The organism is Mesorhizobium opportunistum WSM2075 (assembly GCF_000176035.2).
Taxonomy (GTDB): Bacteria; Pseudomonadota; Alphaproteobacteria; order Rhizobiales; family Rhizobiaceae; genus Mesorhizobium; species Mesorhizobium opportunistum.
Window position 1 is genome coordinate 2,025,597 of the sequence record NC_015675.1, and the last position, 12,985, is coordinate 2,038,581.

A 12,985-nucleotide genomic window follows, 5' to 3' on the forward strand; every position below is an offset into this window, starting at 1 on the left:
GGTTCAGATCAATTTTGCCTGGATCAGTCCGCGCAGCGAATTGCCGACGAACAACGCCTTGGCGGATTTCAACTCGTCCAAGCTGTAGATCGCTTCCCGGGCGCGGCCTTCGTCCAGAAGCTCGGCGCGCAATACGCCAGGCAGCAAGCCGCAGTCGAGTCGGGGCGTTGCCAGCACGCCGTCGCCGAAATCGGCGAAGACATTGGTGATCGTGCCTTCGCAGATTTCGCCACGCTCATTGGCCAGGAGCACTTCGTCGGCCTGGGTGACGAGATATTCGGAGCGGGCATGCGTGTAGAGCTGTCGCCGGCTGGTCTTGTGGCGCAGCAGCGTATTGCCCGAGTCGAGCCTTGTCCGCGCCAGCCGCAGCACCCAGACCTTGTCGGCGGCGAGCGGTTCATAAGGTTGCGCGGAGGCGCTCGCCTCGCCACGGCGCGACAAAGCGAGCCGCGTGCGCATGGCGATGGGGGAGCCGCCGACCGCGCTGCTCAGGGCCTCGCCGATCCTGTCCGGATCATGGCTGAAGCCCAGTTCCGCCGCCGAGCCATAGAGGCGCGCAAGGTGGCGATCGAAGCGCAGGAAACCGCTGTCCGGCTCCCAGCGCATGGTCTCGATCAGCTCGAAATCGGTGGCGTCCCCGTCGCGAAGCGGGCCTTGAGCAGACACTCCTGATACTCCTCTTGCGCCGTCGAATCGAAGACGATGCCGCCACCGACATTGTAGACGGCCTCGCCGCTGGAAAAGAGCGATATGGTGCGGATCGCCACCGAAAAGCGCATCGTGCCACCGGGTGCGATCCAGCCGATGGCGCCGCAATAGACGTCGCGGGGCGTGCTTTCCAGATCGTGCAGGATTTCCATGGCGCGGATCTTCGGCGCGCCGGTGATCGAGCCGCAGGGAAACAGCGCCGCGAAGATCTGGCGGATCGAGAGCCCGGGCAGCAGTTTCGCCCTGACGTCGCTCACCATCTGGTGGACGGTCGGATAGCTCTCGATGCGGAATAGCGCCGGCACGTCCAGCGTGCCGACCTCGCTGATCAGCGAGATGTCGTTGCGCAGAAGGTCGACGATCATCCGGTTCTCGGCCTGGTTCTTCTCGTCGTTGCGCAGGAAGTTCTTCTGCCATTCGTCCTCGGCTTTGGTCGCGCCGCGCGGTGCGGTGCCCTTCATCGGATGCGTCTCGATCATGCCGCCGGCGTCGATCTCGAAGAACAGTTCGGGCGAGCGCGACAGCACGACGGGGTCACCGAGCGCGACCAGCGCGCCATACTTCACCGGCTGGCGTTCGGTCAGCGCATCGAAGGCGGCAAGCGGGTCGCCCGACCATTGCGCCTGCACCGGAAAGGTCAGGTTGCCCTGGTAGCAATCGCCTTGCCTGATGTGCTGGTGCAGCCGTGCGAAGCGCTTCTCGTAGTCCTCGAACGACCATGCCGCCCTTGCATCGAAGATCGGGCCGTTGGTCGGCGCGGCGCGCTGAGGCACCGCTTCTTCGACCGGGGCATCGAAGATGCCGAGGCAGACCAGCGGCGCGCGGCGTCCGCTTGGCAGCAAGGGAACCAGCTTCGGCTCGAGCAGGTAGCCCGCCTCGTAGGAGAAATAGCCGGCCAGCCACTTACCGGCATCATGCGCGGCCTGCGCGGCCTCCAGCGCCGGCAGGAAGTCCTTTGCCGCATGCGCCACGATGATATCGGCCGGCCGGTCGAAAACGAGCTGACGCGCGCTTTCGTCGTTGCGGAAAATGACGGCGGGCAGGGACATGGGACTCTGGTGCTGCGGTCAATGAAGCCGTTGACCGCTCTATATGGGGGGCCGTTCGCGCGCAATCGAGGGAACGGCACGCTGCCACTCAAAGCCGACCTCCGGGCTGACCCTTGGGCCGACCTCTGCTGGCTCTGTCCGCTCAAAACAAGCCGGCGGCGCCTTGGCGCCGCCGGCTAATCGCTGTTTCTCTCGCTCAAGTGTTGCTGGCGGTTCCGGCTGTCGGGAACTGCTTGGCGAATTCCTTTTCGTTGCCGGCGGCGAGCAGCTTGGCCTGCTCGATCCAGCGTTCGCGCTCGATGCGGCCGTCGAAGTTCATCACGTCCTCGATGCGCTTGATGTCGGCGGCGGTCCAGGCGGCGATCTGGGCGAAGGAGGTCACGCCTTGCGCCTTGAGAAGTTTCTCGTTGACCGGGCCGATACCGATCAGGCGGCGCAGATTGTCGGGTTTGCCGGATGCGGGCTTGGCCGCGGCCGGCGTGGCCTTCTTCGCTGCTGCGGCCTTGGGAGCGGCCGCGCTCTTGGTCGCCGCGCCAGCGGCCGCGGATTTGCTCGCAGCGGGTTTGGCTGGTGCCTTGGCCGCTGCCGGCTTTGCCGCGGCCGGTTTGGCTGGTGCGGCCCTGGCCGCTGCCGGAGCAGATTTGGCCGTGGCCGGCGTCGACATCAGGGCGGCCGACGGTTGACTTGCGGCCTTTGCCGCGCCGGCTCCGGCGGAAGCCTGCGCGTCACGCAGCTGGCGCTCGAGATCCGAGCGGGTCTTGCCGCAGGCATTCAGTTCACCCGTCAGGCGGTCGCTGTCGGCACGCAGCCTGTCGCGCTCGCTGCGGGTGCGGTCGAGATCGCCGCGCAAGCTGTCGAGCTCACCACGCAGACGTCCCCAGATGAACCAGCCAACCAACACACCCACAAGGAACGCCAGGAGCATGTAGAAAAAAGTGCCCATTGTCTCTCTCCAGTCAGATCCGTCTGCCGCGGTATGGATTCATGACCTTCGGCGAAGGACTACTCGATGGTGATTCCGCGGCGCGGAACAGCCGGCTTCGGTCGAGCTGTCGGCGATCGGCTTGCTGCCATGGCCAACGGCCGTTGTCGCGTTCGCCAGAGCGCCACGGTCGGCCGAGATTTTTCCTCGCCGATCCGCGTGCGCTCCGGCTGAGCTTGGAGCGAAGGCTACCATAGGGCTTGCGGAAAGCTATCGGAAAACTTGACGTCGAGAGTTGTTGAAGAACAGATATTTAGCGCAGGAATGGTGCTGTCCCAACATGCATTCCGGCTAAACTGTTCCGTGCCGGCGCGAGACGTCAACCGTCGAGCGCTTCCAGCTCGTCGATGAGGCCGCCGATCACGCCGAGCCCGATCTGCCAGAAGGCCGGATCGGTGGCGTCGAGACCGAACGGCGCCAGAAGTTCGGAGTGATGCTTGGTGCCGCCGGCGCGCAGCATCTCGAAATATTTGTCTTGGAAGCCGCGCTCGGCGTTCTGGTAGACGGCATAGAGCGAGTTCACCAGGCAGTCGCCGAAAGCATAGGCGTAGACGTAGAAGGGCGAATGGATGAAGTGCGGGATGTAAGTCCAGAACACTTCATAACCCTCGCGCAATTTGATCGCGGGTCCCAGGCTTTCCGCCTGCACCTCGAGCCAGAACTGGCCGAGCCGGTCGGATGTCAGTTCGCCGTTGCGGCGCTCGGCATGCACCTTGCGCTCGAATTCGTAGAAGGCGATCTGGCGCACCACCGTGTTGATCATGTCCTCGACCTTCTGGGCGAGCATGGCCTTGCGCTCGCGCCTGTCGGTGGTCTGCTCGAGCAACGAGCGGAAGGTCAGCATCTCGCCGAAGACGGAGGCCGTCTCGGCCAGCGTCAGCGGTGTCGAGGCCATCAGCGCGCCCTGGCCAGCGGCCAGCACCTGGTGCACGCCGTGACCAAGTTCATGCGCCAGCGTCATCACGTCGCGCGGCTTGCCCATGTAGTTGAGCAGCACATAGGGGTGAGCCGACGGCACGGTCGGGTGGGCGAAGGCGCCGGGCGACTTGCCCGGGCGCACCGGCGCATCGATCCAGTTGCGGTCGAAGAAGGTGCGTGCGATCTCGGCCATATCGGGTGAGAAACGCTGATAGGCCGACAACACGGTGTTCCTGGCCTCGTCCCAGCCGATCACCGCTTGCGGCGTCTCCGGCAGCGGTGCGTTGCGATCCCAGTGGTTCATCACCTCCATGCCAAGCCACCGCGCCTTCATCTGGTAATAGCGGTGCGACAGGCGCGGATAGGCCTCGCGTACTGCGGTGGCGAGCGCATCGACCACGCTGCGCTCGACCCGGTTGGCGAGGTGGCGTGAATCGGCGATGTCCTCGAAGCCGCGCCAGCGGTCCGAGATTTCCTTGTCCTTGGCCAGCGTGTTGGTGATCAGGGTGAAGGTGCGCAAATTCTTGCGGAAAGTCGCGGCCAGCGCCTCGGAGGCCCGACGCCGGACTTCACCATCAGCATCCTGCAGGCGGTTGAGTGCCGGCTCCAGCGTCAGTTCCTCGCCATCGACATCGAAGCGAAGGTCGGTCATCGTTTCGTCGAACAAGCGGTTCCAGGCACCGCGTCCGGTGATCGACTTCTCATGGAAAAGCTGCTCGACGCGGTCCTCGAGCTGATAGGGCTTGTCCATCCTGAGGTCGAGCACCCAGGGCCGGTAGTGGCCGAAAGCGGGGTCGCCGGCCAGCGCGCCCTCGATCGCCGCGTCGTCGATCAGGTTCAGTTCGAGCGCGAAGAACAGAAGATGCGCACTGGCGTCGGTCATCTTCTCCTGGATGTCGCCATAGAGCTTGGCGCGCTGCGGGTCGGCCGTGTTGCCGGCATAGACCAGGCCGGCATAGGAGACGATGCGGCCGATCAGTTCCTCCAGCGCCTCGTAGGCGACCAGCGCCTCGCCCAGCCGGCCGGCGCTGCCGCGCTCGGCTTCGGCGGCCAGCGTGCCCTTCCAACGGGCCTCGAAGGCGATCGCATCGGCGGCGGCCCTGGCGATGTCACGCTTCAGCTCCGGCGCGTCCATGCCGGTGTAAAGGTCGGCAAGGTTCCATTCCGGCAGATCGCCAAGCCCGGCCGCGCCCTGACCGGACGCTGGCGCCGCAAGCCGCCGACCAAACATCATGCGCATCGACAATACCTTCTGTGAATCAACGGGTCAGAATCTGGGGTCAGAATCAAAGGGAATGGAGAAGCCGGTCAAATCCTAAGGAATTCGTTCACCGGGTTTTTTGAAACCTTATTTAGAACCCTGTGCCAAGATGATCCATGGGGATTTCGGGCGCGGGCAACTCAAGACAGTCATGACAGGTTCCATACTCATAGTCGATGACGATCCCGTGCAGCGCCGGCTGCTCGAGGCGGCGGTGACGCGGTTCGGCCATACGGCAATCGTCGCCGACGGCGGTGCCGCGGGTCTCGAAGTGCTCGACGGGCCTGGCACTCGCGACGTCTCCGTCGTCATCCTCGACCTGGTCATGCCCGGCCTCGACGGCATCGGTGTGCTGAAGGCGATGCGCGAGCGCGACATCAGCGTGCCGGTCATCGTGCAGACCGCCCAGGGCGGCATCGAAACCGTGGTTTCGGCGATGCGCCATGGCGCGTTCGATTTCGTCGTCAAGCCGGCTTCGCCCGACAGGCTGCAGGCCGCGATCGCCAATGCGCTCAAGGTCGAGGCGGTCGAGGGCGAGGTCAAGCGCACGTCGCGCAAGCGCGGCGGACTGCTGACCTTCAAGGACATGATCACGCACAGTCCGGCCATGGACAGGGTGATACGCCTTGGCCAGAAAGCGGCGGCTTCCAATATCCCGATCCTGATCGAAGGCGAATCCGGCGTCGGCAAGGAACTGGTGGCGCGCGCCATCCAGGGCAGCGGCGACCGCCGTTCGAAACCCTTCGTCACCGTCAATTGCGGCGCCATTCCCGACAATCTGGTCGAATCCATCCTGTTCGGCCACGAGAAGGGCTCGTTCACCGGCGCCACCGACAAGCACACCGGCAAGTTCGTCGAAGCGCATTCGGGCACGCTGTTCCTCGACGAGATCGGCGACCTGCCGCTCGATGTGCAGGTCAAGCTGCTGCGCGCCGTGCAGGACGGCGAGGTCGATCCGGTCGGCGGCCGCGCCACCGTCAGGGTCGACATCAGGCTGATCTCGGCGACGCACCGCAACCTCCTGCAGCAGGTCAAGGACGGCAAGTTCCGCGAGGATCTGTTCTATCGGCTGAACGTCTATCCGATCTTCGTGCCGCCGCTGCGCGACCGCCGCGACGACATCCCGCACCTAGTCAGACATTTCATGGAGAAGGTGGCGCCCGCCGACCCGCGCCATCGTCTTACGGGCATTTCGGCGGCGGCGCTTGCCGTGCTGCAGGCCTATGATTGGCCAGGCAACATCAGGCAATTGGAGAACGCGGTCTTCCGCGCCTCGGTGTTGTGCGAAGGCGATGTGCTGACGGTCGACGACTTCCCGCAAATCCGGGCGCAGGTGGAAGGCACCGTCAATCTCGGAACCGATGGCGATCAGGAAGCAGACGGTCTTGCGCCGCCACCGCTGGAGCCCCGCGATGAGGATGTCGTGCCCGGCGATGCTGTCGCGGCTAGCGTCCACGACCAGGCTGTCAGGACGCAGCCTCGCTTCGGCACGGTGAGGGCGCTCGACGAACGCGGCAATGTGCGGGCGCTGGCCGATGTCGAACTCGAGATGATCAAGCTCGCCATCGATCACTACAACGGCCAGATGAGCGAAGTCGCCCGCCGCCTCGGCATCGGCCGCTCGACGCTTTACCGCAAGCTCAAGGAATACGGCATCGATCCGGAAACCGGGCGTATCGACCGCCTCGCCTCCTGAGCGGCGCAAGGCCGGGACCAGCTTGCCCTGTCATGGGGCGATCCTTGCACCTGCCCCGGCCGGATTATGGCGGGCTGACGGCGGTGCTCGACAGGTGGCGATCACGCATTAAGGCTAATGGTAACAGATCGTGTTTCAGCCAAGGGCGGAAACGTGATCTAAACCAGCGGTTTACCAAGAACCCCTGCGAACAATTTTTGACGGGATATCGCCATGGTGTTACCGCATTTCGGCTTCAATAAGCGATGATTAACCATTAGGATCGATATTCGGATGTGAAAACGACACATCCGTTTGGGCAAATCCGGGGACAAACGGCAGCCTGCAAGGCCTTTTGATTTGAACAGAATCGAACGACTCACAAACGGGCGTCATCATCATTTGCGCGTCTGGCCGAGATGGCTGGCAGCGGTGATTGTCGCATTTGGTTTTGTTGCCGCGGCCGCCACGGGCGCCCAGGCCGAAGTTCGTTCGCTGAAGCTCTACCACCTCCATACCCACGAGAAGGCCGAGATCGTCTACAAGCGCAATGGCCGCTACATTCCCGAGGGTCTGAGGAAGATCAACATCATCCTGCGCGACTGGCGGCGCAACGAGCCGACCAAGATGGATCCGCGCCTGCTGGACCTGGTCTGGGAGGCGTATCGGGAAAGCGGCGCCACCGACTACATCCAGGTCGTCTGCGGCTACCGCTCGCCGGCGACCAACTCGATGCTGCGCAGCCGCAGCCGGGGCGTCGCCGAGAAGAGCCAGCACATGCTTGGCAAGGCGATGGATTTCTACATTCCCGGCGTGCCACTGAAGAAGCTGCGCAACATCGGCCTCAAGATGCAGGGCGGTGGCGTCGGCTACTACCCGTCCTCCGGTTCGCCGTTCGTCCACATGGACGTCGGCAATGTACGCCATTGGCCCGGCATCAGCCGCCAGGAACTGGTCGGCCTGTTCCCCAATGGCAAGACGCTGCATGTGCCGAGCGACGGCCGGCCGCTGCCAGGCTATGAGCAGGCGCTCGCCTCCTACAAGGCGCGCAGGGGCTCAGGCACACCCAACATCGAACTGGCCAGCGCCGGTGGCAGCAGCAAGAAGTCCGGCGGGTTCCTCTCGGCGTTCTTTGGCGGCGGTGACGATGAAGCCGACGACAGCGCCGATGTCGAAACCGCTTCGGCCGCACCCGCGCCCAAGCCGAGAAACGTGAAGCCGCTGGCCACTGCCAAGAGCAGCAACCTGCCGGGTATCGCCATCGTCGCGCCCGAGAATGCGCAGCGCGCCGAAATTCCGCAGGTCGCCGACGAGCAGGCTCCGGAGCCGCAGACGGACACGCCGGAGACGATCATCGCGGCGCTGCCTGCCAAGGAGATTCCGCTGCCCGACTTCGCGCCGCGGCCGAAGGCTGATGTCGGCGTGCAGCAGCCTGAGAATGTTCCGTTCGCCACGGCGGATGCGACGGCCACCACCGAACAGGCCGTGGCGACCGCGCAGGCGCCGGCGAACATGCCTTTCGGCAAGGCCGACGCCGCGGCGATGGCGGCGGCTGCCGCGGCCGATCCGGCGCAGGTTGCCGTCAACAACATCCCATTGCCGACCTGGCGTCCCGAACACTCGTTGCCGGCCGATCTTGCACCGCCACCCAGCAAGGATGTGCTGATGGCGCTGGCCGAGACGGCTGATCAGGACAAGTCCGCCACGGATGCGTTCTCGGTGCTGCCGACGGCGCGGCCGGCACCGGTCAAGCCGGATGCCGTCAAGGCCGTGCTCGACGAAGCCAATGCCCAGATCGCCAATGCCCAGGTTGTCAACGCCCCGGCCGCTAATGCCTCGGTCGCCAATGCACAGGTCGGCGGCGGTGACGAATACCAGCTTGCCTCGCTGTCCCAGGAACCGCGCTCGGCCTTCAACGATCCGTCCGCCGTCGATGCGGCATCGCCTCGCCAGGCCGTTGCCGCCCGTCCGGCCGGTTCCGATCCGGCAGCCGCGATCGGCGCCGGCGTGAAGACGACCCGCAAGGAAGCCAGGGCCACCGCACGCGACCAGAAGCCCGGCCCCAGGGCCGTTGTGGTTGCAGCCGCGCCTCAGGCCGCCCGCTGGGCGCTGACCAGCGGCGAGACTGTCGCCGCCGTTTCGAGCGCGACGACGGCACCGGGCTACGCCTACAATATCGTGCATACCCCGCCGATCGAGGTCTATACGGCCGGCTTCCAGTCGGGCGACGTGGTGGCCGACCCCAATCGCTTCACCGGCAACGCCGTCAAGTTCATGTCGGTCGCCCGCTTCCAGACGAAGTAGCCGACCAGCCAATCGCAAAGCCGCGCCGGGCAGCCTGCGCGGCTTCTTGCTGTTCAATATTACCCATTCGATGCCTGAAAGGCTCGCCGGTCATCACCGTCGGGAGCCAGATCACGCGAGACTGAACTTCTCGTGAGATCGGAACGATGGACCCATTTCCAGATTACTATCGGCGCGTTCCAACCTGGGGATATTCATGAAGAAGATTCTACTGGCATCAGTTCTGGCACTGGCGGCAGCATCCGCTGCGATTGCTCCTTCGCAAGCCGAAACCGTGATCATCAAGAACGGCAAGCATCACTGCAGGACCAAGGTGGTCACGCATTGGGTTCACCACCATAGGGTGGTCGACAAGGTCAGGGTCTGCAATTGATCCAGGACCGGTAGGATCCGGTGAATTGGCCCGATCGGCGAGAGTCGACCGGGCTTTTCATATGCCGGCTGACGAGGCTCTTACACTGGTCGGAGCCGACCTGTCGGGAAGTCACCGCGAGCTTTCGTCCCCCCAAACCGTGGTCACTTCTGGGCGGCGGCATCAATCGATTTCCAGCGTAGCAGCTTCGCCCTCGGCCAGAAGCCGCGCGGCGTCACGCGCCGGCGGCAGTCCGAAATGGCGCGCATATTCCCGGCTGAACTGGGATGCGCTTTCATAGCCGACGGCAAAGGCGACGCGCGTGGCGTTGCCCGACTCGGCGATCAGCAGATGACGCGCCTCCAGCAGACGGACCTGCTTCTGATACTGGATCGGGCTCATGGCGGTTGCCGCCTTGAAGTGGCGGTGAAACGAAGCGTTGCTCATATGCGCGAGCTCGGCCAATTCCGTCACGTCGATAGGCTCGTTGTAGTGCGATCGTATCCAGGCGGTGGCGCGGCGGATCTGTGACAAGCGGCCGTCAGCGCGCGCGAGCTGGCGAAGCTTCGCGCCTTGCGGACCCTGCAACAGGCGGAATGCGATCTCGCGTTCGAGCATGGGCGCGAGCACAGGAATCTCGGCTGGCCGGTCGAGTAGCCGCAGCATACGGCGCCATGCATCGAGCAGTTCGTCATCGGCCCGGTTGGTCACGAAGCTGTCGCCGTCGAGCGCCGGCTTGTGGTCGACGATCAACGTGGCGATCAACTCGATGTCGAGGGCGAAGGCGACGGCTACGTAGGGACGGGCGCTGCTCGCCTCGATGAGCTGGCTGGTGGCGGGCGTCTCTACCGCATAGACGAAATAGCTGCCGGCGCCGTAGAAAAGCGTGCGGTCGCCGATCAGCACCGTTTTCGTTCCCTGCAGCACGAACAGCGCCGTCGGTTGGCAAAGCTCGGGCAACGGCGAGGTCGCAATCTCGCTGCGGCCGATGGAAACACGCGGGATAGCTGTCTTTGTGCGCCGCCCATGCGCATAGCGGCCGGCGATCACGATCAATTCCTGCAGGGCTTCTTCCATGTCTTCAGCATTGCCGATCCATGCTGGCCGCGCAACCAGTTGAGAGGATTAGGCAAAAAGACGCGAGTATCCGGCGCGCGAAACCGGCCAACGCAGGTCATTTCTAGGTCACCAAGAAGGAGACACGGACATGACGACGAACGTGAATGCGCTGGTCACCGGCGCCAACAAGGGCATCGGCCTCGAGACCGCTCGCCGGCTGGCGGCCATGGGGTTCAAGGTCTGGCTCGGCGCCCGCGATACCGAGCGCGGCGAGGCTGCGGCAAAGACGTTGCGCAACGAAGGGCTCGACGTCGAATGGTTCGAACTCGACGTCGCCAGCGACGACAGCGTAACGGCCGCGGCCAAAACCTTGACGGCGCGGATATCCAGCCTTGACGTGCTGGTCAACAATGCCGGCATTGCCCCCGGCTATGTCGACGCGCTGGGGCCGGACGGCCGCTACGAACGGCCGCCGAGCCGCGAGAGTGTCGCCGACATGAAGGCCACCTATGACGTCAACGTCTTCGGTCCGGTTCGCGTCACTCAGGCATTCCTGCCGCTCCTCCTGGCATCGCCCGCCGCCCGCATCGTCATGGTCAGCAGCTATCTCGGCTCGATCGCGCGCGCCGCAGCCAACAGCCAATCGCCCAATGTCATGGGCTATGGCAGCTCGAAAACAGCGCTCAATGCCATCACCGTGGCCTTCGCCCGGGAGCTTTCGACGCTCGGCATCATGGTGAACGCTGCCGCTCCCGGCTACACCGCGACGGACCTCAATGCGCACAAGGGCGGCCGTACGGTGCAGCAGGCTGCCGGGATCATCGTGCAGCTGGCGACGCTGAAGGCCGGCAGCCCCACCGGCGGCTATTTCGATGAGAATGGTCCGTTGCCCTGGTGAGCGATGGCTATTTCCGAAGCTGGCTGGCGGCGCTTGCGAGGGCTTCGATCTCGTCCCACTTGCCGGCCTTGACCATCTCGTCGGGCGCGACCCAGGAACCGCCGACGCAGATCACGTTCGGCAGGCTGAGGTAGTCGGCCGCGTTCTTGCCGGTGATGCCGCCAGTCGGGCAGAATTTGACATCGGCCAGTGGCGAGGCGAAGGCCTTCAAGGAGGCGATGCCGCCCGACTGCTCGGCAGGGAAGAACTTCAGGAAGCGCAGCCCGGCCTCGCGCGCGGCCATGATCTCGCCGGGCGTGATGGCGCCGGGCAGCAGCGGAACGTCGCTGTCGGCGGCCGCCGCCAGAAGCTCGCGGGTGATGCCGGGGCTGACGATGAAGCGCGAACCGGCGCTGGCTGCCTCGTCGAACTGCCTGCTGTCCAGAATGGTGCCGGCGCCGACAATGGCTTCCTCGACCTCGGCGGCGACTCGCCGGATCGCTTCGAGCGCATCGGCGGTTCTGAGCGTGATCTCGATCGCCGGCAGGCCGCCACGCGCCAGCGCACGGGCCAGCGGCACCGCGCTGGCGACATCGGTGATCTTCAGCACCGGAATGACCGGCTGGCCGTTCAGAAGCGACAGGAGTTTCTCGGTCTTGCTGGGCATCTGTCTCTCCATGTAAAGGGCTATTTCAACCGATTAGCAGACGGGTGTTTGCCTGTCCACGAACCGGGTCGCGTCGCGATATCACGCGCCATCGGACAGCTTACGGTCTCTTTCCCGACAAGGCCATGACAGGCAACCGAAACAGGCCGCCGAGCCCGTTTTGCCTTGAATCGCCTTTTACGAGCGTCTAGTTGCTCTGGCAATGACACCGTCCGCGCCATCCCAACCCGTCCGCGTCGCCGCGCTCTACCGGTTTGCCCGGCTCGACGCCTTCGAGGCATTGCGTGCGCCGCTTGCCGCCTTCTGTTGCGGACGCGGCATCAAGGGCACACTGCTCCTGGCGCATGAAGGTATCAACGGTACCGTCGCGGGCAGCGAAGCAGCGATCGCCGAACTCATCGACCATATCGAGGCCGTCGAGGGCTTGGCGGGCCTGGAGGTCAAGTACAGCGAAGCTGCGGAAATGCCGTTCCACCGCATGAAGGTGCGGCTGAAGCGCGAGATCGTCACCATGGGCGTCGGGGACATCGACCCGGCGACAAGTGCGGGCACCTATGTCGCGCCGACCGACTGGAACGCCCTGATTTCGCAGCCCGACACGATCGTCATCGACACGCGCAACGCCTATGAGGTGTCGATCGGCACCTTCAAGGGGGCGATCGACCCGGCGACCGCGAGCTTTCGGGAGTTTCCGGCCTGGGTGGAAGCGCACCGGGCGGAGCTCGAAGGCCGCAAGGTGGCGATGTTCTGCACCGGCGGCATCCGCTGCGAGAAAGCGACCGCCTATGTCAGGTCGCTCGGCTTCGAGGATGTGTTCCACCTCAAGGGCGGCATCCTCAGATATCTCGAGGAGGTTCCGGCCGAACAAAGTCTGTGGCAGGGCGAGTGCTTCGTCTTCGACGAGCGCGTTTCGGTGTCGCATGGCCTGGCCGAGGGGGACGCCGAACTCTGCCGCGCCTGCCGCCATCCGCTGACGGAAAGCGAGCGGTCGTCGCCGAAATTTGCCGCCGGTATCTCTTGCCCGCATTGCTTCGATGCCCGCTCGGAGGAAGACCGCAAGCGCTACGCCGAGCGCCAGCGCCAGGTCGAACTCGCGCAAGCGCGGGGCAAGGGCCCGCATATCGGCTCCTGAT

Annotated in this window: 11 protein-coding genes; 5 read left to right on the plus strand and 6 right to left on the minus strand. The window is 64.7% G+C overall.

Annotated elements, in window-relative coordinates; translation table 11 throughout:
• Positions 1-3: 3 nt before the first annotated feature.
• From MESOP_RS34630 to MESOP_RS09695, 4 genes are all read right to left on the minus strand, one after another.
• A complete protein-coding gene (locus MESOP_RS34630; RefSeq protein ID WP_013893147.1) occupies positions 4-666 on the minus strand; it encodes an aminotransferase class IV family protein in 663 nt (220 codons plus the stop codon).
• On the minus strand, positions 615-1,757 hold the full coding sequence (locus tag MESOP_RS09685) for an aminodeoxychorismate synthase component I (RefSeq protein ID WP_013893148.1): 1,143 nt from the start codon (positions 1,755-1,757) through the stop codon (positions 615-617). The genes MESOP_RS34630 and MESOP_RS09685 overlap by 52 nt, the downstream gene beginning before the upstream one ends.
• Positions 1,758-1,953: 196 nt before the next feature.
• Complete coding sequence (locus MESOP_RS09690; protein ID WP_013893149.1) at positions 1,954-2,700, minus strand: NADH dehydrogenase; 747 nt, start codon at positions 2,698-2,700, stop codon at positions 1,954-1,956.
• Between the two features lie 358 nt (positions 2,701-3,058).
• Entirely contained in the window at positions 3,059-4,897 is a 1,839-nt protein-coding gene (locus MESOP_RS09695; protein WP_013893150.1) for a M3 family oligoendopeptidase, read from the minus strand.
• A gap of 172 nt (positions 4,898-5,069) precedes the next feature.
• Between MESOP_RS09695 and MESOP_RS09700 the strand changes: the two genes are divergently transcribed.
• The 3 genes from MESOP_RS09700 (at position 5,070) to MESOP_RS33490 (ending at position 9,270) form a co-directional block, all read left to right on the plus strand.
• Complete coding sequence (locus MESOP_RS09700; protein WP_041164587.1) at positions 5,070-6,614, plus strand: sigma-54-dependent transcriptional regulator; 1,545 nt, start codon at positions 5,070-5,072, stop codon at positions 6,612-6,614.
• A gap of 381 nt (positions 6,615-6,995) precedes the next feature.
• Complete coding sequence (gene mepK / locus MESOP_RS09705; RefSeq protein ID WP_041164042.1) at positions 6,996-8,897, plus strand: peptidoglycan L,D-endopeptidase MepK; 1,902 nt, start codon at positions 6,996-6,998, stop codon at positions 8,895-8,897.
• Between the two features lie 196 nt (positions 8,898-9,093).
• Positions 9,094-9,270 (plus strand): hypothetical protein, encoded by a 177-nt coding sequence (locus MESOP_RS33490; protein WP_013893153.1) that lies wholly within the window; start codon positions 9,094-9,096, stop codon positions 9,268-9,270.
• Between the two features lie 162 nt (positions 9,271-9,432).
• On the opposite strand, the gene MESOP_RS09710 is transcribed toward MESOP_RS33490, so the two are convergent.
• A complete protein-coding gene (locus MESOP_RS09710; RefSeq protein WP_013893154.1) occupies positions 9,433-10,326 on the minus strand; it encodes an AraC family transcriptional regulator in 894 nt (297 codons plus the stop codon).
• 130 nt (positions 10,327-10,456) lie between these two features.
• Here MESOP_RS09710 and MESOP_RS09715 point away from each other — a divergent pair, with 130 nt between their 5' ends.
• The gene (locus MESOP_RS09715; protein ID WP_013893155.1) at positions 10,457-11,206 is read left to right on the plus strand and encodes an SDR family oxidoreductase; all 750 of its coding nucleotides are present in this window, start codon (positions 10,457-10,459) and stop codon (positions 11,204-11,206) included.
• Positions 11,207-11,213: 7 nt separating this feature from the next.
• Here MESOP_RS09715 and MESOP_RS09720 read toward each other — a convergent pair whose 3' ends face one another.
• Complete coding sequence (locus MESOP_RS09720; protein WP_013893156.1) at positions 11,214-11,852, minus strand: 2-dehydro-3-deoxy-phosphogluconate aldolase; 639 nt, start codon at positions 11,850-11,852, stop codon at positions 11,214-11,216.
• A gap of 202 nt (positions 11,853-12,054) precedes the next feature.
• On the opposite strand from MESOP_RS09720, the gene trhO reads away from it, so the two are divergent.
• On the plus strand, positions 12,055-12,984 hold the full coding sequence (trhO, locus tag MESOP_RS09725; protein ID WP_013893157.1) for an oxygen-dependent tRNA uridine(34) hydroxylase TrhO: 930 nt from the start codon (positions 12,055-12,057) through the stop codon (positions 12,982-12,984).
• The last annotated feature ends 1 nt before the right edge of the window (position 12,985 follow it).

Excerpts from the sequence above, each read along its gene's own strand:
- MESOP_RS09685 (WP_013893148.1), bottom strand. The coding sequence starts at position 1,757 with ATGTCCCTGCCCGCCGTCATTTTCCGCAACGACGAAAGCGCGCGTCAG.
- MESOP_RS09690 (WP_013893149.1), bottom strand. The coding sequence starts at position 2,700 with ATGGGCACTTTTTTCTACATGCTCCTGGCGTTCCTTGTGGGTGTGTTG.
- MESOP_RS09695 (WP_013893150.1), bottom strand. The coding sequence starts at position 4,897 with ATGCGCATGATGTTTGGTCGGCGGCTTGCGGCGCCAGCGTCCGGTCAG.
- MESOP_RS09700 (WP_041164587.1), top strand. The coding sequence starts at position 5,070 with ATGACAGGTTCCATACTCATAGTCGATGACGATCCCGTGCAGCGCCGG.
- MESOP_RS33490 (WP_013893153.1), top strand. The coding sequence starts at position 9,094 with ATGAAGAAGATTCTACTGGCATCAGTTCTGGCACTGGCGGCAGCATCC.
- MESOP_RS09710 (WP_013893154.1), bottom strand. The coding sequence starts at position 10,326 with ATGGAAGAAGCCCTGCAGGAATTGATCGTGATCGCCGGCCGCTATGCG.
- MESOP_RS09715 (WP_013893155.1), top strand. The coding sequence starts at position 10,457 with ATGACGACGAACGTGAATGCGCTGGTCACCGGCGCCAACAAGGGCATC.
- MESOP_RS09720 (WP_013893156.1), bottom strand. The coding sequence starts at position 11,852 with ATGCCCAGCAAGACCGAGAAACTCCTGTCGCTTCTGAACGGCCAGCCG.
- trhO (WP_013893157.1), top strand. The coding sequence starts at position 12,055 with ATGACACCGTCCGCGCCATCCCAACCCGTCCGCGTCGCCGCGCTCTAC.